The organism is Loktanella sp. Alg231-35 (assembly GCF_900143545.1).
In the GTDB taxonomy this organism is placed as follows: Bacteria; Pseudomonadota; Alphaproteobacteria; order Rhodobacterales; family Rhodobacteraceae; genus Yoonia.
In genome coordinates this window covers 421,085-444,354 of sequence record NZ_FREV01000002.1, presented here as the reverse complement: position 1 = coordinate 444,354, position 23,270 = coordinate 421,085, and the positions used below count along the sequence as shown (strand labels likewise).

Sequence of the window (23,270 nt, the reverse complement as noted above, 5' to 3'; positions counted from 1 at the left end):
TTTACAGAGTGTTAATGATATGAGAACAAAGTAGCAACAGAACATTAGAGGAACGCACAATGGCACAAGAGATCAGATCCGTTATCTCCCGCTCGCGCGATACGATCCTTGCTGATGCCCTTGGTGTGGCTGCTTTGATGGTCATGCTGATTGTCGGATTGTCCCTGCCCGGACTAATCTGATTTGCCTGCCGGTTTGGCCCGGTCTTCCCACATTGCCCTGTCCCAAGAATGCAATGTCGGTGACCTGCCTGTCTGATGTCCATCGCGGGGGTTTTGCCTCTCCCCAATGAACAAGGATCGGGTTGAATCGCGCTTTCCTGCCGCCGCCATCCTGTCCCGGATGTGCGGCGGTTTTTTTATGCGGTGGCTTGGTTGGCCTGCAAGGCATCAAGCGTGGCATCAAAGGCCAGCATGATAGAAGCGTGGCGGTTCTTATAGTCCTTGGCCGGTTGCAACACCTCAAGACCGTCAAAAGGGGCCGCTGGAACGGGGCCATCTGATTTGAGCATCGCATTAAGCGCATCGCGCCCGTCCTGCACCTGTGCCACCGTCAAGCCCACTACATTTGCGCCCACCACGGCGGCCGCGGCCTGCCCAAGCGCGCAGGCTTTCACATCTTGCCCATAGTCGGTGATCACGCCGTCCTGCACTGTCACATCCACGGTGACGGTCGATCCGCAAAGTGGCGCGCGTTTCTTGGCTGTCGCCGTTGGATGATCCAGACGCGCGGCGCGCGGCATATCAGCTGCCAGCGCCAGAATACGCCCAGAATAGAGTTTGATCAGATCATTTTCGGCTGACATAGCGTTGCCCTTCGCGCTTACGCCTTCTAGATAGTCATCACGCCACCGCTTGCAAAGGTTTTTGATATGCCCTTCGACCCAACCACCCTGCGATATAACGAGGCAGGTCTGATCCCCGCTATTGCACAGGATGCGGCCTCCGGTGAGGTCTTGATGATGGCATGGATGAATGCCGAGGCAGTGACACGTACTTTGGAGACGCGGCAGGTCACCTATTGGTCGCGCTCCCGGCAGGAATTCTGGATCAAAGGTGCAACCAGCGGGCACACCCAAGCGCTGGTGGAGTTTCACCTTGATTGCGACCGTGACTGCCTGTTGCTGACAGTCACACAGCAGGGGGCGGCCTGTCACACCGGGCGACGGACCTGTTTTTATACGGCTGTGCAGGATGGCAAAGAGGTAGAGACCGTCACACTTCAGGAATCCCAACCAGACGCCTGATGTCGTTTGGTGTTGCGCCTTCGGATCGATACTTGGTCAAGGCGCGCGCGTCGTCACGTTTTGCAAGTCGTTTCCCTTGGTTGTCCCTGATAAGACGGTGATGATGGTATCGAGGCGTGGGATGCCGCAGCAATTTCTGAAGGATGACGTGAATTGGTGTTGCGTCCAAGAGGTCCTCGCCGCGCACAACATCGGTGATGCCTTGGGCTGCATCATCAACTACAACGCTCAGGTGATATGACGTTCCCATGTCGCGCCGCGACACAACGACATCTCCAACGTGTTCAATCAGGTGCTCTGCGGTCACCGTTCTGATCCCATTTGGTTCATGCTGGTGCTCATCGAAGGACAAGACGCTCGCCCATGGGTGATCGGGTGCAATCTCGTGTGTGCAAGTCAGACGTGTCGCCTTCTCCATGTTCAATCGAAGTGGAAGTTCAAAAGGGCGTTCGCCGGGTTCATATGGATTGACAGAGCCAGCACATGTGCCAGGGTAAACAATCCCATCGGGTCCGATTGTTGCACCTTCTTGCGGCGCATTGGCTGCTTGCTCGATGTCTTTGCGCGAGCAGTGGCATGGATAAAGAAGGACGTCGTTCCATAGTTGATCCAACGCTGCCTGATATGCGGCACTTCTGTGTGATTGACGCATGACTGGATCAGGCCACCAAAGCCCTAGCCATTTCAGGTCATCGTAAATTTGCTGTTCCCACGCCGGACGCGCGCGCGACCGATCGATGTCTTCAATGCGCAACAGAAAGGTTCCGTTGTGTTCCATCGCCATGTCATGCGCCAGCATTGCCGAATACGCATGCCCCAGATGCAACGGCCCCGTCGGCGAAGGTGCAAAGCGGGTGATCACCGGCGGCGCAGAATGATCACGTCAGAGCCCATACCGACGTCTTCCAGATGGGGCCCATGCTCGCGAAAGATCACCTCGACATGGCCGGCGCTCACTTCTGTGCCCAATGCATTAGCATAGCTTTCGTCCTCTAGCGTCGGTCCGTTGTACGACAGCGCCAGCAACCCGCCGGTGGCGAGCTTGGCTACTAGCGGTGCCAGCGTTTCGGGTGGTGCCGCCCCAAGGCTGATCACGCCAACCGCGACAATGACGTCATAGTCGCCCTTGGCAAAGCTCAGCGCGCCCGGTGTAGAGAGCCATGTCTTGTCGTAAAGCCCTGTTTCAGCAGCAATTTCCAGCATTTCAACCGTCACATCGGTGCCGTCCATCTGCGCAAATCCGGCCTTGTGCAGGGCTGCTCCACCAATGCCTGTACCACAACCAAAGTCCAGAATTTCCGCATCAAGCTGGGCGTGCTGGGCCAAAGCCGCCGCAAGCCGGGCAGGGGTGCGATAGCCACGCGCCTGCACCTCTGCATCATAGGTGTCGGCCCATGCAGCATAGACAGAGATCGTCTCTTCCACAGGCCGCGCGGTCCAGAGGGATGGTTGCAGGACGTCTTTCTTCTTGGTCATGTGGGGCAGTTTAGAGCCAGCGGTTAAGCCGCGTCCAGCGCCATTTGGCCAAGCCACGCCTGCCAGTCCACCTTGGCACGGTCGGTATAGGCCTTGTAGCGTTCTTTCCGGCCACGTCGCCCGCTTTTGACCCCATCAAGCGGCGGAAAGAGGCCAAAGTTGACGTTCATCGGTTGAAACGTCTTCGCCTCAGCGCCGCCGGTAATATGTGTCACCAATGCGCCCATCGCTGTGGTATGTGGGATGGCAGGCAGGGCCTTGCCGTTCATTTCGGCCACAGCCATGCGCCCGGCCAAAAGGCCCATGGCAGCACTTTCGACATAGCCTTCAACGCCGGTGATTTGACCTGCAAAGCGGATGTTGGGTTTGGAGCGCAGCCGCATTTCTGCGTCCAACAGCGTTGGTGAGTTCAAAAATGTGTTGCGATGAATACCGCCAAGGCGGGCGAATTCGGCATCTTCCAATCCAGGAATCATTTTGAAAACAGTCTTTTGTGCGCCGTACTTCATCTTGGTCTGGAAACCCACGATGTTGAACAAAGTCCCCAGCGCATTGTCGCGGCGCAGCTGGACGACGGCATAGGGTTTGTTTTCAGGATCGTTGGCGTTGGTTAGCCCAACCGGCTTCATCGGGCCAAAGCGCAGGGTTTCGCGCCCGCGTTCGGCCATCACTTCAATCGGCAGGCAACCGTCAAAGTACCCAGCGGTTTCGCCTTCTTTGAACTCGGTCTTATCTGCGGCCAGCAGCGCGTCAATAAACGCCTCGTACTGGTCTTTGGTCATGGGGCAGTTGAGGTAGGCGGTCCGTTCGGCCTCTGTTTCGCCTTTGTCATAGCGCGACTGCATCCATGCGACGTCCATGTTGATGCTTTCATGGTAAACGATAGGGGCAATGGCATCGAAAAAGGCCAGCGCCTCTGACCCGGTTTCTGTCTGGATCGCTTTGGCCAGCGCGCCAGAGGTCAATGGCCCGGTTGCAATGATCCACTGACCATCTGATGGCAGTTCTGTAACCTCATCATAAGAAACAGAAATGTTAGGGTGTGACTTCAGCGCAGCTGTGACGCTTTCCGCAAAGGGATCACGGTCGACCGCAAGCGCACCACCCGCAGGCAAGCGGTGTTTGTACGCTGTCTGCATGATCAACCCATTGGCCTGCATCATTTCCCAATGCAAAAGGCCCACAGCATTTTGTTCATTGTCATCCGACCGGAAGGAGTTTGAACAAACCATCTCGCCCAGATTGCCGGTGCGGTGCGCGAAGGTTTCAACCTTTGGACGCATCTCATGAATGACAACCTTGAGGCCCGCATTTGCGGCCTGCCAGGCGGCCTCTGATCCGGCCATACCGCCGCCGATGATGTTCAATGTATCTTGCATGTTCGGTGATGTAGTTGGGAGGGGCGCAAAAGAAAAGGCCCGCAGTGATCTGCAGGCCTTTAGGTGATTATGTCGCGTTGGTATTACAGACCCCAGCCGACGAATGTACGCTCACCCAGCAATGTGCCTGTCGCACGTCCAAAGGCATATTCCGCACCAATGGCAAAATACTCCAGATCATTGGCCGAGACATAAAGAGTATCGTCTGTTGCGGCCGAAAAGCCGACTTGGCCAATCTCTGCAAAGACAGAGGTACCGCCTTCGAATAGATAGCGGGCGATCAACGATGTATCACTGTATGTCAGGTCTTCAGAAACGGTTGTGCCTGGTGGTGTGAACCCATCGGCAATTGTGAACGCTTCATAACCAATGCCGAGCGTAAAGCTGGGGGCAATCGCAAATTCAAAGCTGAACCCAGCGACCGAGAAATCGCCCGTCAGATCATCGCTGTCAATAACACCGTAATAGGCTTCGGCGCGTGTGCTTTCAGAACCTGTGCCGAACTCAATGCCGTAGAGTGTGGCATCAAAATCGCCTTTGCTGTCCAGCCCCACAAAGCCACCAAGGGCTGTGTCTGGCGACATCATATACATGCCATGCACTGTCGCATTCGCCGCCCCATCATCGAGGTCGCCACCATAGACGGCGAGGTTACCACCAATGGCAAATGCGGAAGCCAAGCCAACTTCAATACCTGCTTCAAGGTTGGTGAAGGAACTGTCAAAATTATCGTCGGTGTAGGACGTGTAGGCCGCAGAAACCGAAGCTGCGTTGATATCTTGTGCGATGGTGGGCGTGGCGAAAGATGCAATCGCTAATGCCGCAATCGTGGTGGTCTTATACATGGGAAAAAATCCGTATGAGTGAAGTCAATGCGCGCTCGATAGTCCGCCCGCTTAGGGACTTCAAAGAGAGATTTACAAATCGTTAAGGTTGTGTTCTTTGTGGCACAGTTTTCCTGAGCGCAAAGAAAAAGGCCCGGTCGCCATGGACCGGGCCTTTTCGTCATTCGTCAGAGAGTGATCAGAGCGACGGGCCGATCTTGATAATCTCATAAATACCGCGACGGTCGAAGGTTGTGCCGCCATTTGGACCGATGGCCACGCTTGCCTGCAGACCAAAGAAGTTCTCGCTTACGTCAGAGCCGCCAGAATCGAGGTTCGACTGGCCAAAGGTGACACCAAACTGTGGGCCCTGCGCCAGCGTGTAATAGCCGCCCAGCTCAAGCGCTGATGCGGAAAATCCATCGCCAGAGAAGCGATCAACAGTGCCCCCAAAGGAAAAGCCGCTGCCCAGATCATATGTGCCGCTGACACCAAAGATGGTCAAATCGTCGCTTGTATCGTTCGCCCGGCCTGCATAGGCCTGAAAGTCGCCCAAGCCAAAGTCGTATGCGACCTCTGCTCCAAACAATTCACCAGCCTCACCATCAAGGCGGTCTTGCCCAAAGAAAAGGCCGAACGATGTCGCGTTATCAATGGCATAGATACCATGAAGCGTCAGGTTCGAGATGCTGTCCTCGCCAACATCAAAATTATACGCAGTTGCACCCAGCGCGACAGAGATACCATAGCCGACTTCAGCCTCTACAGCACCGCTATAGCTGATGCCGCCAATGTCCTCGACGTCCGTTCCATCTGTGAACTCGATTTCCAACTCTGCGCCAGAGAATCCTTGGGCAAATCCGGCCGAGCCTGCAACGACCAATGCCGCTGACAAAACAAATTTATTTAACATATCAACACTCCCTCACCGTGTTTTGGGGCGCGAACGCGTGTCGCGCCCTGATATTGCGAAAGCCTGAAATTAGTCTTCCGCTGCTTCTTCGTCCTCACCCTGATCAGCAATCCATGCGACGCTAACCACGGTTTCACCTTTTCCGGTGTCAAAGACTTTGACACCACCCGCCCCGCGCGACCGAAAGGAAATCCCTTCAATCGGTACCCGGATCGACTGGCCCGTAGAGGTAACGAGCATGATTTGGTCAGACATTTCAACCGGGAAGGACGTGACAAGCGGTCCTCCGCGCATTGCCTTGTCCATCGCCGCCACACCCATGCCACCGCGCCCGCGCACCGGATAGTCATGGCTGGAAGACAATTTGCCGGACCCTTTTGAGGTGATCGTCAGGATCAGATTTTCGGCCGCTGACATCTCTGCATAGCGTTCCTGACCGATCGCCCCGGCAACAACATCGTCGTCATCTTCGTTCTCGGCGTCATCTGCCAGACCCGCCATCGCGCGGCGCATCTTGAGGTAGGCGGCACGCTCTTCCGCTTCGGCTTTGAAATGGCGAATGATCGACATCGACACGACCTTGTCGTTGCCTTGCAGCCTGATCCCGCGCACACCCACGGAACTCCGCGAATTGAAGACACGCACATCTGTGGCCGGGAAGCGGATGGCGCGGCCGCTATCCGTGACCAGCATCACATCATCATCATTCGATGCAATCCGCGCATTGATCAGCGTGGTTTCCGCATGATCATCCTCGAATTTCATCGCGATCTTGCCGTTGCGCATGACGTTGGTGAAATCCGACAGCTTGTTGCGGCGCACAGTTCCCGCAGAGGTCGCAAAGACAACTTGCAGGTCGTCCCATTCATCCTCTGGTCTGTCCACAGGCATGATTGCAGCAATAGAAACGCCCTGCGGGATCGGCAGGATATTCACAATCGCCTTGCCCTTTGCCGTGCGGCTGCCCAGTGGTAAACGCCATGTCTTGAGCTTGTAAACCATCCCGTCGGTTGTGAAGAACAACAATTGCGTATGGGTGTTGGCCACAAAGAGGGTGGTGACCACGTCCTCTTCCTTGGTGGCCATCGACGACAGCCCCTTGCCACCACGCCGCTGCGCGCGGAAATCGGCAAGTGCGGTCCGTTTGATGTAACCGCCAGAGGTCACGGTCACGACCATGTCCTCTTTTTCGATCAGGTCTTCGTCTTCCATGTCGCCGGACCAATCGACGATCTCGGTGCGACGCGGCACGGCAAACTGCTCGCGGACTTCATGCAGCTCATCACGGATGATCTGCATGATCCGTTCGCGCGATCCCAGAATTTCGAGGTACTCGCGGATTTTCCGGGCCAGTTCCTGCAACTCGTCCGTGACTTCTTTCACACCGATCTGCGTCAGGCGTTGCAGGCGCAACTCAAGAATCGCGCGGGCCTGCGTTTCGGACAGGTTATAGGTGCCGTCGTCATTGGCGGTATGGGTCGGATCATCAATCAGCTTGATATACTCAAGGATCGATTCCGCAGGCCAGCGCCGTGTCATCAGTTTTTCGCGCGCTGTTGCCGCGTCGGCAGAAGAACGGATCGTGGCGACGACTTCGTCAATATTGGTCACAGCAACCGCCAAACCACACAGCACATGCGAGCGTTCGCGCGCTTTGCGTAGTTCAAACGCGGTGCGACGGGCGACAACCTCTTCACGGAAATCGACGAATGCCGTCAGGAAGGCGCGCAGCGTCAGCTGTTCCGGCTTGCCACCGTTCAGCGCCAGCATGTTGCAGCCAAAGTAGGTCTGCATTGGGGTGAAACGGAACAGCTGGTTCAGGACAACCTCAGCTGTCGCATCGCGCTTGAGCTCAACAACCACACGCACGCCGTTGCGGTCAGATTCGTCCTGCACGTGGGCGATGCCTTCGATCTTTTTGTCGCGGGCGGCCTCGGCGATTTTGTCGATCATCGCGGCCTTGTTCACCTGATAGGGAATTTCGTTGATCACAATGGCATAGCGGTCCTTGCGGATCTCTTCGACTGCCGTTTTTGCACGGACGATGACGGACCCGCGACCTTCAAGGTACGCCTTACGCGCACCAGAGCGGCCCAGAATAATACCGCCTGTGGGGAAATCGGGGGCAGGGATGTAGTCGATCAGCTCTTCTATGGACATGTCAGGGCTGTCGATCAGCGCAAGCGTGCCATCAATCACCTCGCCAAGGTTATGTGGCGGGATATTCGTGGCCATACCGACCGCAATACCACCAGCGCCATTGACCAGCATGTTGGGAAAACGCGATGGCAGAACGGAAGGTTCACGTTCTTTGCCGTCGTAGTTGTCCATAAAATCGACGGTGTCTTTGCCCAGATCATCCGTCATGTACTTGGCAACACTATCCAAGCGGGATTCGGTATAGCGCATCGCGGCAGCGCCATCGCCGTCCATCGACCCAAAGTTGCCTTGCCCATCAATCAGAGGCAGCGACATCGAGAAATCCTGCGCCATCCGCACCAACGCGTCATAAATCGCGCTGTCACCGTGCGGGTGGTAGGAACCCATGACATCGCCCACGGATTTGGCTGACTTGCGGTACGATTTGTCGGCCGTAATACCCTTTTCGTACATCGAGTAGATAATGCGGCGATGCACGGGTTTCAGCCCGTCACGCAGGTCTGGAATCGCACGCGACACGATCACGCTCATCGCGTAATCAAGGTAGCTGGTTTTCAGCTCGTGTTCGATGGTGACTGAGGGGCCATCATATGCCGGGGGCATTGGCGGCATTTCATCATCGTTTTCAGGGGTTTCTGGGGTGTCGCTCACGTAATCCGCCTGCTGTTTATTGTTGGGCTATATATCGTTATTTACACTCTAGCAGACACTTGATGTGGGGTGCAACGACGGAAGCGTCCCGGCGGCCAGTGGCGCATTTTCGTGTTGAATGCACTTGGAATGGGTCTGGCCATTGCGTCGCGCTTTGCACTGCGCTAGCGGTAAATCATGACGTCAAAAGAAGAAACCAGAACGCGGGTCGTTATTCTGACCGGCAGTGAGCTGCGCCATCAATATTTCCGGCATATCCTGGCGCTTGACCCACGTCTTGATGTGGTTGCAAGCTATTGTGAAGGTAACGAAAAAAGCCTGACACGCCGTGTGGCTGATGACCCTGATGCGACCGATCTGATGCGCGCGCATACGCAGGCCCGTGCACAATCCGAGCATGATTTTTTCGGTATGGCGACGGCGATCATGGGCGATCACTCGCGCCCGATCCAGATTGCCAAGGGCGATATCAACTCTGCCCACGTCAGCACGCAAATTCAGGCTGTCGCTCCTGACGTGATCGTCTGCTACGGCACGTCGATCATCAAAGGGGCTTTGCTGCAGACGCCCGTGGGGCTGTTCATGAACGTGCATTTGGGCCTGTCGCCCTATTATCGGGGCAGCGGCACCAATGTCTTTCCTCTGATCGACAATGCGCTGGACCTTGTCGGTGCTACGTTCATGCATATCGATGAAGGCATCGACACCGGCAAGATCATCCACCAGATCCGCGCGGATTATTGCGTTGGTGACAGCGTACACAGCGTGGGTAACAGGCTGATTGCCAAGATGTGCCATGTTGCGGCGGATATTGCGGCCAACCATGATGCGCTGACGGATGAACCGCAGCCAAAGGGCGAGGGAAAGCTTCATAAGCAAGCGGATTTTGACGCAGAGGCATGCGAGCAGCTTTATGCAGCCCTGACGCCCTTCAGGGTTCTTGCCCATAACGAACGCCGGGACGCAGAGTTGCCCAAGATTGTCCAGAACGCCGGGCTGCAGGGCGCGCACTGAAGGTTGTCATGCACCATTGTGTGCGAATTGAATCCGAAGCTGCCGCGGTACGCAGCAATGAATTTCCCTTTGGGCGGGCCTCCTGACGCTATCGCGCGCGTTTGATCATCCCAAATAGGTCACGTGGATCATCAGGGTCTGCAATCAGGTCCAGATCAATATAGAACGGCGTATCTTTGATCTTTTGATGCACGTAACGCAGCGCGCTGAAATCCTCGATCGCAAAACCGACGCCGTCAAAAAGCGTCACTTCGCTGGCCGATTGCCGCCCTGTTTGCGCGCCTGTGATTACCTGCCATAGCTCTGTCACCGGGTGATCATCGGGCATCTGTTGGATTTCACCTTCGATGCGTGTTTGCGGCGGGTATTCAACAAACACAGATGAACGCGCAACGATATCGCGGTGCAGCTCGGTCTTGCCAGGGCAATCGCCGCCGATGGCGTTGATGTGGACGCCAGCGCCAACCATGTTGTCGGTCAGGATGGTTTGCATGTCTTTGTCGGCCGTGGCCACGGTGATCACGTCAGCGCCTTCAATTGCTTCTTCCGGCGTCGTGCAGGGGGTGATGTTGAAGCCCAAACCATTCAGGTTCTTCAGACATTTTTCAGTTGCGGCACTGTCGATGTCATAAAGGCGGATGTTTTCGATCCCGCAGACAGCCTTGATCGCAAGACATTGGAACTCGGACTGCGCCCCGTTGCCGATCATTGCCATTGTCTTGGCCTCGGGCGAGGCCAGATGTTTGGTCGCAACAGCCGACATAGCCCCGGTGCGTAATGCCGTCAGCACGGTCATTTCTGAAAACAGGATCGGATAACCACTGTAAACATCTGATAACACACCAAAAGCTGTGACCGTTTGCAGGCCTTCTTTCATGTTTTTGGGGTGACCGTTGACGTATTTGAACCCGTAGTGATTGCCATCAGAGGTCGGCATCAACTCGATCACACCCACATCGGAATGGCTTCCCACGCGCGGGGTTTTGTCGAACAGTTCCCACCGGGCAAAATCATCTGCGATTTCTTTGGCGAGGTCGGCCAGAAACGTTTCGATGCCGATGTGATGCACAAGGCGCATCATGTTGTCGACGCTGACAAATGGCACCATGGCCAGTTCTGAGGCTTTAAGGCTCATGCTTTACTCCGTGTTGGGCGATCAAAGACCCGGCGACCAAGCAGAGACGCGGTCAGGTCAACCATGAGATTGGCGGTTTTGCCGCGATCATCGAGGAATGGGTTCAGTTCAACCAGGTCAAGTGATGTGACCAGATCACTGTCTGATAGAATTTCCATGACCAAATGGCCTTCACGTACCGTCGCACCACCCGGAACAGTGGTGCCGACCGCTGGGGCGATGGATGGATCAAGGAAATCAACGTCCAGTGATACGTGCAACATGCCATTTACGGCCTCCACACGCTCTAGAAAGGCCTTCAGTGGGGCACTGATACCTTCTTCGTCGATGCGCCGCATATCGACCAACATAACGTCAGCTTGCGACAAGATCGCGTGTTCAGGCGCATCAACTGATCGCAAACCGATCATGCAGATGTTCTGAGTTGCGACCTTTGCGGGCAAGTCTGGATAGGCCTCAAACCCATCGCGCCCGGTCACGTAACCGACCGGCGTTCCGTGCAAATTTCCGCTGTCAGTGGTGAGTGGCGTATTAATATCGCTATGTGCATCAAGCCACAGCACAAAGAAGGGGCGGCCTTCCTTTTGCGCATGTGCGGCCATGCCCGCCACAGTGCCTGCCGCCAATGCATGATCACCACCCAGAAAGATGGGCAACCCGCGTTGTGCTGTGTCTTGTGCTGCTGCCATCAACGTATGGGTCCAGCCGACATTCTCTGCCAGCTTGTGAACCAATGGGTTGGCGGGTGCCGCTACAGTCACATCCTTTGGCGCAAGATTGCCCATATCTTCAACCGTGTGTCCCAGCTTGGTGATCGCCTCGGCGATCCCGGCGGTGCGGTAGGCATCAGGCCCCATCAGGCAACCCTGGCGGCGTTTTCCGCAGTCGACGGGCGCGCCGACAAGTATGCAGTGTTTTTGTGTCATGGACGCAGTGTTGTGCAAAACAAGGGGTGGGTTAAGCCCGCAAATTGTGCAAAATGTCAACAGATTGCACATAATGGACAGTTGAAATGGACGAAATGGATGGTGGCCTGATTGCGGCGCTCAAACGAAATGGACGGGCGTCACTTTCAGAGTTGGCTGATCAGCTTGGGCTGACGCGCAGTACCGTGCGGGTGCGGTTGGATAAGTTGGTGCAAGGGGGCGAGATTGCAGGGTTTACCGTGCTCACACGCGCGGACGTGCGGCCCGATGCAGTGCGCGGGCTAATGATGCTGGAAATTGCGGGGCGGGGCGCTGAAAAGACGATGAAGCAGTTGCAGCGCTTACCAGAAGTGCAGGCAGTGCATTCCACAAATGGTGCCTGGGACCTGATCGCAGAAATCGGAACCGACACGCTGGAACACTTTGATCAAGTGCTTTTCGGAATCCGCCGCATGGAAGGTGTCACGCGTTCCGAGACGAACCTGCTTTTATCGACACGCCGCTAAGGACAAAAGCGGCGACCCATCCCGCCATCAAGTCAAACGAAAAGATTGCGTTCCATGTTGCCATCGACAGCGACAGAAATTCCCAACTGACCTGATCACACATCACAACGCGCGGCCCTTCGATGGCAAGCAGCTCCGACCCGCTCAACCCGTTCAGAACGCTGCCGCCAGTGCACGTGCTTGGGCCTTCCCACCAGCCGCGCTCAACACCGGTGTGGAACGCGCCAATGGCCCCGGTTGTACCTGCCGCCAAGGCACCCAAAGCAGGCAAGAGCCGCCCCGGAAAACGTAAAGCCAACAAACCAATGAGGATTGCCGCCACATGCGGCCAACGCTGCCACAGGCACATCGCGCAGGGCGGATATCCCATGGCCTGAAACAGATACGCCCCGGCCAGCAAAGCCGCAGACCCACCAGCCGAAAGCATGATCATCAATTGTCGTGTCATAGCAAACCTATCAAAGCGAAACCGCCGATCAAAAGCACGCAGAACAGGATGAACATCAGCCCCAGTCGCTTTTCGATAAAATCGCGGATCGGCGCGCCGAATTTCCACAATAGTGCCGCAACAAGGAAGAATCGCAGCGACCGGGCAAAGATAGACGAGACGATAAAGACCGTCAGCGGCAAACCGGTGACCCCTGACGCAATGGTGATCACTTTGAACGGCAGGAAGGTGACACCAGCCACCACAACCGCCCATGCGCCATATTCGTTAAAGACGGCGGACATCTCGGCGAAACTGTCGCCCTTGCCATACATATCGAGGATCGGCTGGCCCACGGTCTCCATCAAGGCGGCGCCAATGTAGTAACCCAGCAATGCACCTGCGACCGAGGCGATGGTAGCCACCCCTGCGATCACGAAAGCACGCGAGGGCCGCGCGATGATCATCGGGATCATCAGCACATCAGGAGGGATGGGAAAGAATGAGGATTCCACAAACGACACAATTGCCAGCGCCCAAAGCGCATGCGGCGATTGTGCCAATGATATTGTCCAGTCGTAGAGCCTGCGTAACATCGTCTGCCTTGCGTTTTGTCGCTTAGGGCATAGGCGAGGCGCACCGTCAACCTTGTGGACGCCTGTTTTAACCGTAAACTGATTTGAAATGGTCGGGGGACATCGGATGAAATGGCAAGGACGGCGGGGCAGTAGCAACATCGAAGACCGGCGGCGCAGTGGCGGCGCGCGCCGGGCAGGGGGGATCGGCGGGATTGCCGGTGTGTTGATCCTGCTGGCAGGTTGGTACTTTGGCGTGGATACAAGCCAATTCGTTGATCTGGGTGGCGGTAGCGTCCAATCAGGCGGCTCTGCTGAAATCACAGCCGAGGACGAACGTGCCGCGGAATTTGTGTCGGTGACATTGGCCGATACAGAGGATGTCTGGACCGATATTTTTGCCAGGCAAGTGGGCCAGCCCTATACGCCACCAACGCTGGTCCTGTTCAAAGGGCAAACGCGTTCGGCCTGTGGCGGGGCCACTGCCGCGACTGGTCCGTTTTATTGCCCACCTGAACGCAAGGCGTTTTTGGATACAGAGTTCTTTGTCACATTGGACCAACGCCTTGGCGCGTCGGGTGATTTTGCAGCGGCATATGTTGTTGCGCATGAAATTGCCCATCACGTGCAGAACGAATTGGGCATTCTGGGGCAGGTCAATCAGTTGCGCTCACAGATGAGCGAGGCCGATTCTAACGCCATGTCTGTACGCGTTGAACTGCAGGCCGATTGCTTCTCGGGGATATGGACACGGGCCGCTCAGGAACGCTTTGGCAGCCTGGTACGCGGCGACATCGCAGAAGCGATGAATGCCGCAGCCCAGATCGGCGATGACACCTTGCAACGCAACGCCGGGCAGCGGGTACAGCCCCATACCTTTACCCACGGAACAAGTGCCCAAAGGCAGCGGTGGTTCCAGCGCGGATTGGAAAGCGGGAACATCGCGGATTGCGATACGTTCTCGACCAACCAATTGTAGTAAAACCCGATTGACGAGGGTTTATGCGCACAGTAGGAGGTGCGGGCGGCCGATGTGGCGGAATGGTAGACGCAGGGGATTCAAAATCCCCCGATGGCAACATCGTGAGAGTTCGAGTCTCTCCATCGGCACCAATATTTAGCGTAGTGCGCCTTATTTATATGACATTTAGGCGTCACTGGCTCTTTCCTTCCCCCAATCCTTCCCCCAATGAGATTTGAAGTTGAGCGGCACACATTGGTCATATGATCGCTGAGGGCATTGCAGATCGCCCCATTCTTGATCGGGGCGGTTGTCGACCCTGAGGCTGATGCTCCCGGCCGAAACGCCAGTGACCGGTTTGAGCCCATAGTGCAAGATGCTGCGCTTGGTACGAATGTGGGCTATCTATGTCTAAACCCGCCGCGACGCGCGGTGCCTGACTAAAGACTGACCACAATCTGGCCGTCAGTTCACTGCCTCGACAAGATCCTTCTTATTCTTCGATATTCGGCCCACGAACTGTCGCACTACTCTCCCTCGCTGTTGGATGGGTCGAGCCGGTCGAGGCAAAAAGTCAGGAGACACAATCTCTGGGAAAAGTGCCGTGATCTCTCTTCGCGCAGCTTTGCTAACTGACTTTAGTGCCTCGGTACCCGTGAACATGCTTTCTGTCGGCGCTCCATTCGAGAATACAATTTCGTGGCGCTGCAGTAGGAAGTGATTGTAGGTCACGCTGCTGGCTGACTGGTCCACATCGATACCATCAAGTTCAACCAGCTTTTTGGCAGGTATCAAAATTTCATCAGCATCGAACATTCGCTTGGCCACAATCGATCGAATGAATACCCGATGTTGCGGAGACACAATCAAATCGCTTTCTGGTAATCCTGAGCCAAGCGCGCCAGCCTTAATTCTAATTGGCTTCAAGTTGGGATGATCAGCCAAGTTGGTCGCTTCCAATGCACGTGAACCAATCCAACGGATCGGTTGGTAGCCGTTGTCCATTGTTGAGACCTCGTCACCAACTTGTAAGTCTTCAACTGCGACTTGGCCACTGCGGGTAAGTATCATTGTTCCGTTGGTAAAACACACATAGGTCGGCAAATCCTCATAGACGCTTGGTGGTGCCGAAAAGGTATCGAGGGTCGGCGCGTCAATGGTATCTCCGACGCTGACAGTCCCGGCGGTCACAAACATGTATTGCGTGCCGGAGAACTGAAGCAGTGTAAATGTGACCGGTACCCCCCCAACAGTCGCATCATAAGATTCGAAAACCTGAAAGTTGGTCGAATCTGATAACCCTGGAATTCCGCTTACATCAAACTGGGGCGTGCCGTCGGCATCGGGATCTTCAATTGTCGTGTCATCGTCTGTGATATCGACAGTGAAGGCTGCATCGACATCAACGCTCCCAGCGCCCAGCGGGTCACCGCTAATTTCATAGATGACGATTGTCGGCATTCCAACTCCATTTCGAGAGTTTGGAAAAGGTGCCAGTAACGGGCCAACTCAGTCAAGTCTTGGTTTTATTGCGCACGTCTAAATCCCGCATAAGATGTGCCAGACTGTCGTTTGTTTCGAAATGGTCAAGGTCTTCTTGGTCCGCATAGCGTACCTTGGCGTGTCACAATTCAAATGCCTGTTACTTTCTGGTGCCGATCATCCCTATGGAATCTACGTATTCCGATCAGTCATCTGGAGCGCTTGTTTGGGGATGATGATGTGCAATCGCCACCAATTGTTGCGTCACGCCCTGCCGTCTGCACAAAATGAGCGCGATTTGGCCACAAATGGCCTTTATCCAGCGCTGAACCTATACCAAAGTAAGGTTACGCGGCTTTATACTTGTAATGCTCTGGGCTGAACGCGAAGACGTTTCATATTTATGAGGTCTGGAAGGGACTTAGCGCAGGCTTAATGGGTTGGGTATATGCCCCTGAAGTGGGTCAGAACGAGTAGAGGCAGATTTCGGTCCGCCAATGTGTTAAGAAGGTAATGAAGACGAATGCAAGTGACGTCAGGGGCCATCATTCGATGACAGATACATTGCCCAATAGACTTGCCTCTGAGGAGCCAGATGCTGCGTCGGTCAACGACGCCGTTTCCCTTGTACCCCGTTTCGACGCAAACACATCGTTTGACGACATCGTCCATCAAGCCTCTCAGCCAAATGTGCGTGCAATCTCTTTTGCCGATGGTAAGTCGCTTGCTGTCTCCGAGATTGACCGGCTGGTCCCGTGTTTCACCCCCGGCACCGCCATTGCGACCCCGCGCGGCGAAGTGCCTGTTGAAAGCCTGAAAATCGGTGATCGTGTCATCACCCGCGACAATGGCATTCAAACCATCACCTGGGCCAGCGCCCGCCGTTTGGCGCATCGCCACCTGCAGGGCCGCCCCGAACTGCGCCCCATTCGGATCAAGGCGGGCGCCTTAGGCGATGGCCTGCCAGAGCAGGACATGCTTGTGTCGCCAACCCATCGCCTGTTGATCACGTCGGAATTGGCTCAGCTTTACTTTGATCAGTCCGAGGTGCTGGTCTCGGCTAAGCATATGTTGGCCATGGACGGGGTCGAGATCGATAAAGCTCCCTACATCACCTACATTCATTTCATGTGTGCTAAGCATGAAATCGTACTGTCAAACGGGGTTTGGAGCGAAAGCTATCAGCCCAGTGATTTTTCGCTAAAAGGGCTGGACGAGGATCAGCGGCAAGAAATATTTACCTTATTTCCCGACCTGAAAACCGATCACGGTGTGCAGGAGTATAACGCCGCGCGCCGCACCTTGAAAAAGCACGAGGCCGATATTCTGCTTAGGCAGAGGTAAAGCTGAGCCACGCCGCCCAATCCTCGGGCGTATCAAGATCAAACCGCGCCCGGTTGTCCGGCAAGGGCACCAGGCAGGTTTGCGCCTGCAATGGCTTCACCAATGCCTCACCACCGCCATCACCGCGTAGGTTTTCGAACCCCGGCCTGAGGCTGGCGTCAAAGACAATCGGATGCCCGGCTTTGCCATCTGTCGTGGCACCCCGCCAGATAAGGTGGTCTGGGTGATCGTCATGGGCCTGCAAAATGGCCTGCAGATCTGATACCTCAAGCGCTACCAGATCGCCCAGAACCATCATGAAACTTTGCCCGTCGGGAAGCTGCCTGACAGCGCCGCGCATCGTGCCAGACATCCCCTCGGCCGCTTCATCCACAAGGATAGGTGTGGCCGGCAGATCATCCAGCACGGCCTGCCGCGACGCTGCATGGTGATGCAGGGCGACAAAGACATCCGTGCTGACCTCCAACGCCATCTGCACTTGTTTGCGCAGCAAGGGTATCCCGCCCACATCCGCCAGCAGTTTATCTGCCCCACGCATGCGCGTTGATTGTCCTGCGGCAAGGATCAGAATGGGGATCATGCGCGCATGACTTTGCCGTCAGGATCAAACAGCGGTGTCGTTATCCGCTTGGCCTTGCGCAGCTGTCCCATGATTTCGATCTCAACTTTTAGGTCATCAGCGGCCAAGGCGCGCGGCACCAGTGCCAGCGCAATCGACTTGCCCGCATGGTGGGAATAGCCGCCAGAGGTACAGAACCCTTGCACTTTGCCGTCGATAAACACCGGCTCATAGGCCACGACGTCAGCATCATCCGCATCCACCTCAAAAACCACAGCGGTGCGGGCTGGGGGATTGGCGCGTTCGGCTTCGGCCGCAGCGCGTCCAATGAAATCGACGTTCTTCTTGAAACTGATAAAGCGGTCCATGCCAGTCTCTGCGGCGGTGTAATCCGGCGAAAACTCTGACAGCCAAGAGCCAAAGAACCGGTCCAGCCGCAGTGACATCATCGCGCGCATCCCAAAGGGTGTGATGCCCATCCCTTGACCCGCATCCCACAACGTCCACCAAAGTTGGCGCTGATCCATCGCGTCGCAGTAAATCTCATAGCCCAGATCGCCGGTATAGCTGACCCGCTGCACAATGCAGGCGACCTGTCCAACGGTCATACGGCGCACGTCCATGAACTTGATCCCCGCCACATCGTCGCGCGTACAAGCGGCCAGCAGATCGCGCGCCTTTGGCCCTGCAATCTGGAAACCGGTCCGCCTGTCAGAGTTATTTGTGACCTGCGCGTCCGGGCTGGCGTTTTGGATGAACCAGCGGTGATGGATATCTTGCGCGCCATAACTTGCCGTAATCTGAAAATCGTCTTCGGCCAGACAGGACACGGTGAAATCCCCCCAAAGGCGGCCCTTGGGCGACAGCATTGGCGTCAGCGACATCCGGCCCGGCTGCGGTATGCGGCCTGCCATGATCCGATCAAGCCAAGCACGCGCACCGGTGCCTGTGATGGCGAACTTGCCAAAGTTCTGCACCTCATTGATGCCGACGCTGCGGCGCACCGCCTTTACCTCGCGTGCGGTCGCGGCAAAGGCATCGGAACGGCGAAAGGTTGGCGTTTCATAGTCAGGCTCGCCATCTTGGGCAAAGTAGTTCGCCACTTCCAGCCCAAACTGATGTCCCCAAACAGCCCCCAGATCGCTGAAGATGTCGTACATCGGAGTAGTGCAGTGGGGCCGGGCGGCAGGCAGTTCTTCATTGGGGTAGCTGACCGAAAAGCGGTTCTGATAATTCTCAATCACCTTGGGCCGTGTGTATCCCGGCGTAATCCACTTGCCATAACGGCCCACGTCCATTGCGGTCACATCGCGTTCGCATTCACCCGTCGTCATCCATTGCGCCAGCATCAGGCCGACGCCTCCGCCTTGGCTAAAGCCTGCCATGACGCCGCAAGCAGACCAATAGTTGCGCAGACCCGGCACCGGGCCAACCAACGGATTGCCATCCGGGGCAAATGTGAAGGGCCCGTGGATCACGGATTTCACGCCGGCGCGTTCCAACACAGGGAACCGCTTGTAAGCGAAATCAATCGAATCCGTGATCTTATCAAGGTTATCGGGCAGCAGTTCGTGCCAGAAATCCCATGGCGTGCCGTCAACGGCCCACGGTTCACAGGGTTGTTCATAAAACCCAATGCACAGCCCGCGCCCTTCCTGACGCAAATAGCTTTCGCCTGCGGGGTCCATGACATGCGGGTGCTCTGCATCACGTTCATAAATCTCGGGCAGATCATCGGTGACGATATACTGATGTTCCATCGGATGCAGAGGCACATAACTGCCTGCCATTGCCGCGACCTCACGCGCCCAAAGGCCAGCGGCGTTGACAACGTGTTCCGCATGGATCGTACCCTTGTCCGTCACCACATCCCATGTGCCGTCCGGGCGCTGGTTTGTTTCGATAACCTTGGTGTGCAATGCAATCGTGGCCCCGCCCGTGCGGGCCGCCTTGGCATAGGCGTGGGTCGTACCGGACGGGTCCAGATGCCCATCCAGCGGATCATATAGCCCACCCACAATGCCATCGAGGTTCGTGATTGGTGCGATCTTCGCGATTTCGGATGGACCGACAATTTCGGTCTCAAGCCCCATGTAACGGTGCTTGGCCCGCTCTGCGACCAGCATATCAAACCGGTCCTGATTGTCGGCGAGGGTAACACCACCTACATGGTGCAGCCCGCAAGACATGCCCGTGATTTCTTCCAATTCACGGTACAGCTTGATCGTGTACCCCTGCAACGCCGCCATATTCGTATCGCCATTGAGCGTATGAAACCCGCCCGCGGCGTGCCACGTGGACCCGGACGTCAGCTCTGAGCGTTCCACCAGCATCACATCAGACCAGCCCAATTTGGTGAGATGATAAAGCACCGACGCGCCGACAACGCCGCCGCCGATGATCAGGGCTTGGGTGGTGGTTTTCATTGCTGCGTACTCCTGTCTTGCTTTCGCCAATATGGCGTTCAAAAACTGGCGGTCGGTTCAAAAAACGACACGTGGTGTCGGTGAATGGCTATCGCTTCGGTTCACCATTGCAGACGGTGAGAGCGTCATCAAACGAAAGGTTTTTCCAGATGCGCACCCATGCCCAGGCCGTTGTCATCGGAGGCGGCGTCATCGGCTGCTCAATCCTTTATCACCTGGCAAAACTGGGCTGGACGGACGTGGTGCTGCTAGAGCGGGATGAACTCACGTCCGGATCCACGTGGCACGCTGCGGCGAATATTCACGGGCTGCATGACAGCACCAATATCAGCCGCATTCAGCACTATACGATGAACCTTTACAACGCGCTGGAAGCGGAAACGGGACAATCCTGTGGGGTGTTCCAGCCCGGTTCGCTGTATCTTGCACAGACCGAAGAGCGCGAGCATCAACTGCGTTTGCAGGCTGCAAAAGCCAAGTTTTACGGTATGAATTTTCATGAGGTCGACCGGGCCGAGGCAGAACGCCTGCACCCACTGGTCGATTATGATGGCATCCGCTGCATCATGTATGAACCTGACGGCGGCAACGTGGACCCCTCGGGGGTCACGAACGCTTACGCCATTGGCGCGCGCCAGCGGGGGGCAGAGATTTACCGGTTCACGCCTGTGACGGCCACCGTGCCGAAACCTGATGGGTCGTGGATAGTTGAGACGCCAAAAGGTAATATCAAAACCGAATGGGTGATCAATGCGGCGGGCCTTTGGGGGCGCGAGGTGGCGCGGCTGGCAGGGATTGAACTGCCGCTCTTGCCGACCGAACACCAGTATTTTGTGACAGAAACCATTGCCGAGATTGCGGCGATGGATCGCCGCCTGCCGTCTGTCGCTGACCGCGATGGTGAGTATTACCTGCGCCAAGAGGGGCAGGGGCTGCTGGTTGGGGCCTACGAAAAAGACGTGCGGTTCTGGGCCGAAGACGGGACACCGCAGGGCTTTGGTCACGAGTTGTTCGCCGATGATCTGGAACGCATCGAAGACAACATGATGCGGGCGATTGACCGTGTACCCGCCGTCGGCGAGGCCGGGATCAAGCGGGTGATCAATGGCCCGATGATCTGGTCGCCCGACAGCAACGTCCTTTATGGCCCACACCCTGATCTGCGCAATTATTTTTGCTGCAACGGGATCATTCCAGGGTTCAGTCAGTCCGGCGGCATGGGTCTGATGGCCGCGCAATGGATCATCAATGGCGAAAGCGACTATGACATGTTCGCCTGGGATGTGGCCCGCTTTGGGCCTTGGGCCGACGCGAAATTTACCAAGGCGCGGGTGGGCGACCAATATGCGAAACGCTTTGCCATTCACTTTCCCAGTGAGGAACGCGAGGCAGGGCGACCAGTGCGCACACGGCCCATTTATGAGACGCAAAAAGGGATGGGCGCTGTCTTTGGCTTGAACTACGGCTGGGAACACGCTGCGTGGTTTGCCGACACGCCGGGTACGCAGGATACAAACGGGTTCACGCGTCAGAACTGGTTTGAACCGGTGGGGCAGGAGGCGCGCATGCTGCGTGACACTGCTGGGATCATCGATATCTCGAACTTTGCCAAGTATTTCGTGCGCGGGCCGGGGGCAGCGAATTGGCTGAACGCCGTTTTCGCAAACAACATGCCCAAGGCAGTGGGACGGTCCTGTCTGACGCCGCTGATTGGCGTCAATGGCGGGATTGCGGGTGATTTTACCGTGACGCGCCTTGCCGAGGACGAATTCATGATCATCGGGGGCGGGGCAGCAGAACGCTATCACCAGCGTTTCTGGAAAGACGTACCCTTGCCAGAAGGCACCACGTTTGAAAGCCGGACCGACACGATGTGTGGTTTCAACGTTGCGGGCCCACAATCGCGTGCATTGCTGGCGCGCCTGACGAATGCGGACCTGCGCACCGATGCATTCCCCTTCATGCGCTCGCAGCGCATCACCGTCGCGGGGGTCGATGTCATCGCGCTGCGTGTGTCCTTTACCGGTGATCTGGGGTGGGAGCTGCATTGCGATGCGGGCGATCAGCAGCACCTTTACGAGGCCTTGCTAGAGGCTGGTCAGGCGGTCAATGCGGGGCCGGTGGGATCACGTGCGCTGATGTCGCTGCGGATTGAAAAAGGCTATGGCAGTTGGAGCCGGGAGTATTCACCCGAATACTGGCCGCAAGAGGTTGGATTGGACCGTTTGATCAAGCTTGAAAAGGATTTTTTGAACAAAGACAAATACTTGAAGATCAAAGATAATGTACCTCGCGAGGTGCTGTCTTTGATCGAGGTACTGGAAGTGACCAACGCTGACGCGACCGGAGGTGAGCCGATTTTTCTGCCCGATGGCACGCCGGTTGGTCGGGTCACGTCGGGGACATATGGCTATAGCGTCGGAAAATCACTGGCCCTTGGATATCTCAAAGGGGTTGCGGCTGGCGATGCTGTGGACGTGATGATCCTTGGCCAGCCGCATCGTGGTGTGGTTCTGGCGGAGCCGCCGTTTGACCCCGCCGGAGAGAAGCTGCGCGCTTAAGGAATAATGCGCGAGTATTTTGTGCCTTCGAGCGTGGCACCCAGGCGCAACCCCGTTTGGCCAAAGACCACTGCGACCACGGGCGAAAGCGATGTCGTTGTCTCAGCACGCAGCATTTCGCTGTTGTTGCTGACAGCGTATTCAACGTCGGCACCTGCGGCCCAACCGGGGGACTGGCGGAACTCAAGCAAGGCGTCTGATGAGAGGAAGAACAAGACATGGCTGAACTGCTGCGCCCCAATCTGCAGACCGGCACTGCCAGAGGTCGCCGAATAGTAGTCAACCGTGGACTGGCCAACGCGCAACGCGCCACGGCCATAAGAGCCGCCAAGGCCCAAGCCCACTTCGGTAACCAGTGGCATCACCAGCACACCTGCGGCGCGCGATGACAGGTCACGCGTGCCGGGAAACTCTGAATACATCGTGTTGAGCGTGCGATCGACACGGGCGTCGATTGTCGCTGCACCACCGCTGCCAATGCCATTGCTACATGCTGCGAGCGTCGATGTCGCCAGCGCGCCAAGCGCAAAGCTGCGCCGTGAAAAATCGGTCATTTGATATCCGCCTATATGCCTGTTTGGGACGTTTGCCGCCCTTTATGCCTGCAGTATAGGTGAGAGGGGCAGCTGTGTCACGTGGGAAGGTTCAGACGGGTTGAACCCACACGGCTGTGAAATCAGTCATCGGCAGCAGCGAATTGTTCGA

22 protein-coding genes and 1 tRNA gene are annotated in these 23,270 nt (G+C 56.4%); 8 read left to right on the top strand and 15 right to left on the bottom strand.

All coding sequences use genetic code 11. The annotated features are described in order from the left end of the window. The first annotated feature begins 59 nt into the window (after nt 1-59). Nucleotides 60-182 carry a hypothetical protein gene (locus tag DHN10_RS20090; RefSeq protein ID WP_267895710.1) on the top strand — a complete coding sequence of 41 codons (123 nt, stop codon included), beginning with the start codon at nt 60-62 and terminating at the stop codon, nt 180-182. A gap of 176 nt (nt 183-358) precedes the next feature. Here DHN10_RS20090 and DHN10_RS05760 read toward each other — a convergent pair whose 3' ends face one another. Continuing rightward, the gene (locus tag DHN10_RS05760) at nt 359-805 is read right to left on the bottom strand and encodes an iron-sulfur cluster assembly scaffold protein (RefSeq protein WP_108814275.1); all 447 of its coding nucleotides are present in this window, start codon (nt 803-805) and stop codon (nt 359-361) included. Nucleotides 806-871: 66 nt separating this feature from the next. On the opposite strand from DHN10_RS05760, the gene hisI reads away from it, so the two are divergent. Continuing rightward, nucleotides 872-1,246, top strand: a complete 375-nt coding sequence (gene hisI, locus DHN10_RS05755) for a phosphoribosyl-AMP cyclohydrolase (RefSeq protein ID WP_108814274.1) — start codon at nt 872-874, stop codon at nt 1,244-1,246. Here the strand turns inward: hisI and gluQRS are convergent. From gluQRS to gyrA, 6 genes are all read right to left on the bottom strand, one after another. Next, nucleotides 1,215-2,108, bottom strand: coding sequence for a tRNA glutamyl-Q(34) synthetase GluQRS (gluQRS, locus tag DHN10_RS05750; protein ID WP_108814273.1), 894 nt, complete (start codon nt 2,106-2,108; stop codon nt 1,215-1,217). The two genes, hisI and gluQRS, sit on opposite strands and share 32 nt — an antisense overlap. Further along, the gene (locus tag DHN10_RS05745; protein ID WP_108814272.1) at nt 2,105-2,722 is read right to left on the bottom strand and encodes a class I SAM-dependent DNA methyltransferase; all 618 of its coding nucleotides are present in this window, start codon (nt 2,720-2,722) and stop codon (nt 2,105-2,107) included. The genes gluQRS and DHN10_RS05745 overlap by 4 nt, the downstream gene beginning before the upstream one ends. Before the next feature lie 23 nt (nt 2,723-2,745). Continuing rightward, a complete protein-coding gene (trmFO, locus tag DHN10_RS05740) occupies nt 2,746-4,101 on the bottom strand; it encodes a methylenetetrahydrofolate--tRNA-(uracil(54)-C(5))-methyltransferase (FADH(2)-oxidizing) TrmFO (protein WP_108814271.1) in 1,356 nt (451 codons plus the stop codon). Between the two features lie 83 nt (nt 4,102-4,184). Further along, nucleotides 4,185-4,946 (bottom strand): hypothetical protein, encoded by a 762-nt coding sequence (locus DHN10_RS05735; RefSeq protein ID WP_108814270.1) that lies wholly within the window; start codon nt 4,944-4,946, stop codon nt 4,185-4,187. Nucleotides 4,947-5,124: 178 nt separating this feature from the next. Beyond that, on the bottom strand, nt 5,125-5,838 hold the full coding sequence (locus DHN10_RS05730) for a hypothetical protein (protein WP_108814269.1): 714 nt from the start codon (nt 5,836-5,838) through the stop codon (nt 5,125-5,127). A gap of 69 nt (nt 5,839-5,907) precedes the next feature. Continuing rightward, the gene (gyrA, locus tag DHN10_RS05725; protein WP_108814268.1) at nt 5,908-8,649 is read right to left on the bottom strand and encodes a DNA gyrase subunit A; all 2,742 of its coding nucleotides are present in this window, start codon (nt 8,647-8,649) and stop codon (nt 5,908-5,910) included. Between the two features lie 177 nt (nt 8,650-8,826). Between gyrA and DHN10_RS05720 the strand changes: the two genes are divergently transcribed. Continuing rightward, nucleotides 8,827-9,663 carry a formyltransferase family protein gene (locus DHN10_RS05720; protein WP_108814267.1) on the top strand — a complete coding sequence of 279 codons (837 nt, stop codon included), beginning with the start codon at nt 8,827-8,829 and terminating at the stop codon, nt 9,661-9,663. Between the two features lie 88 nt (nt 9,664-9,751). Here the strand turns inward: DHN10_RS05720 and DHN10_RS05715 are convergent, their stop codons facing one another. Both DHN10_RS05715 and rocF read right to left on the bottom strand, forming a co-directional pair. Next, nucleotides 9,752-10,798 (bottom strand): ornithine cyclodeaminase, encoded by a 1,047-nt coding sequence (locus DHN10_RS05715; RefSeq protein WP_108814266.1) that lies wholly within the window; start codon nt 10,796-10,798, stop codon nt 9,752-9,754. Then, nucleotides 10,795-11,724 (bottom strand): arginase, encoded by a 930-nt coding sequence (gene rocF / locus DHN10_RS05710; protein WP_108814532.1) that lies wholly within the window; start codon nt 11,722-11,724, stop codon nt 10,795-10,797. Before rocF ends, DHN10_RS05715 begins: the two co-directional genes overlap by 4 nt. An 86-nt stretch (nt 11,725-11,810) precedes the next feature. Here rocF and DHN10_RS05705 point away from each other — a divergent pair, with 86 nt between their 5' ends. Next, nucleotides 11,811-12,230 carry an Lrp/AsnC family transcriptional regulator gene (locus DHN10_RS05705; RefSeq protein WP_108814265.1) on the top strand — a complete coding sequence of 140 codons (420 nt, stop codon included), beginning with the start codon at nt 11,811-11,813 and terminating at the stop codon, nt 12,228-12,230. Here DHN10_RS05705 and DHN10_RS05700 read toward each other — a convergent pair. Next, nucleotides 12,187-12,678, bottom strand: coding sequence for a disulfide bond formation protein B (locus DHN10_RS05700; RefSeq protein ID WP_108814264.1), 492 nt, complete (start codon nt 12,676-12,678; stop codon nt 12,187-12,189). The two genes, DHN10_RS05705 and DHN10_RS05700, sit on opposite strands and share 44 nt — an antisense overlap. Further along, entirely contained in the window at nt 12,675-13,253 is a 579-nt protein-coding gene (locus DHN10_RS05695) for a YqaA family protein (RefSeq protein WP_108814263.1), read from the bottom strand. The genes DHN10_RS05700 and DHN10_RS05695 overlap by 4 nt, the downstream gene beginning before the upstream one ends. 106 nt (nt 13,254-13,359) lie before the next feature. Here DHN10_RS05695 and ypfJ point away from each other — a divergent pair, with 106 nt between their 5' ends. Together ypfJ and DHN10_RS05685 are read left to right on the top strand one after the other, a co-directional pair. Beyond that, entirely contained in the window at nt 13,360-14,211 is an 852-nt protein-coding gene (gene ypfJ, locus DHN10_RS05690) for a KPN_02809 family neutral zinc metallopeptidase (RefSeq protein WP_108814262.1), read from the top strand. A 48-nt stretch (nt 14,212-14,259) separates the two neighbouring features. Continuing rightward, nucleotides 14,260-14,345: transfer RNA gene (locus DHN10_RS05685), tRNA-Leu, on the top strand. 313 nt (nt 14,346-14,658) lie between these two features. Here the strand turns inward: DHN10_RS05685 and DHN10_RS05680 are convergent. Beyond that, nucleotides 14,659-15,654 (bottom strand): Hint domain-containing protein, encoded by a 996-nt coding sequence (locus DHN10_RS05680; RefSeq protein WP_234417041.1) that lies wholly within the window; start codon nt 15,652-15,654, stop codon nt 14,659-14,661. A 573-nt stretch (nt 15,655-16,227) separates the two neighbouring features. Here DHN10_RS05680 and DHN10_RS05675 point away from each other — a divergent pair. Further along, on the top strand, nt 16,228-17,019 hold the full coding sequence (locus tag DHN10_RS05675) for a Hint domain-containing protein (RefSeq protein ID WP_159086931.1): 792 nt from the start codon (nt 16,228-16,230) through the stop codon (nt 17,017-17,019). On the opposite strand, the gene DHN10_RS05670 is transcribed toward DHN10_RS05675, so the two are convergent. Both DHN10_RS05670 and DHN10_RS05665 read right to left on the bottom strand, forming a co-directional pair. Further along, on the bottom strand, nt 17,006-17,599 hold the full coding sequence (locus DHN10_RS05670; RefSeq protein ID WP_108814260.1) for a nucleotidyltransferase family protein: 594 nt from the start codon (nt 17,597-17,599) through the stop codon (nt 17,006-17,008). The two genes, DHN10_RS05675 and DHN10_RS05670, sit on opposite strands and share 14 nt — an antisense overlap. Continuing rightward, nucleotides 17,596-20,004 carry a GcvT family protein gene (locus tag DHN10_RS05665; RefSeq protein WP_108814259.1) on the bottom strand — a complete coding sequence of 803 codons (2,409 nt, stop codon included), beginning with the start codon at nt 20,002-20,004 and terminating at the stop codon, nt 17,596-17,598. Before DHN10_RS05665 ends, DHN10_RS05670 begins: the two co-directional genes overlap by 4 nt. Nucleotides 20,005-20,153: 149 nt before the next feature. Between DHN10_RS05665 and DHN10_RS05660 the strand changes: the two genes are divergently transcribed. Next, a complete protein-coding gene (locus DHN10_RS05660; protein ID WP_108814258.1) occupies nt 20,154-22,565 on the top strand; it encodes a GcvT family protein in 2,412 nt (803 codons plus the stop codon). On the opposite strand, the gene DHN10_RS05655 is transcribed toward DHN10_RS05660, so the two are convergent. Continuing rightward, the gene (locus tag DHN10_RS05655) at nt 22,562-23,119 is read right to left on the bottom strand and encodes a YSC84-related protein (protein WP_199910636.1); all 558 of its coding nucleotides are present in this window, start codon (nt 23,117-23,119) and stop codon (nt 22,562-22,564) included. The genes DHN10_RS05660 and DHN10_RS05655 overlap by 4 nt on opposite strands. Nucleotides 23,120-23,270: the final 151 nt, after the last annotated feature.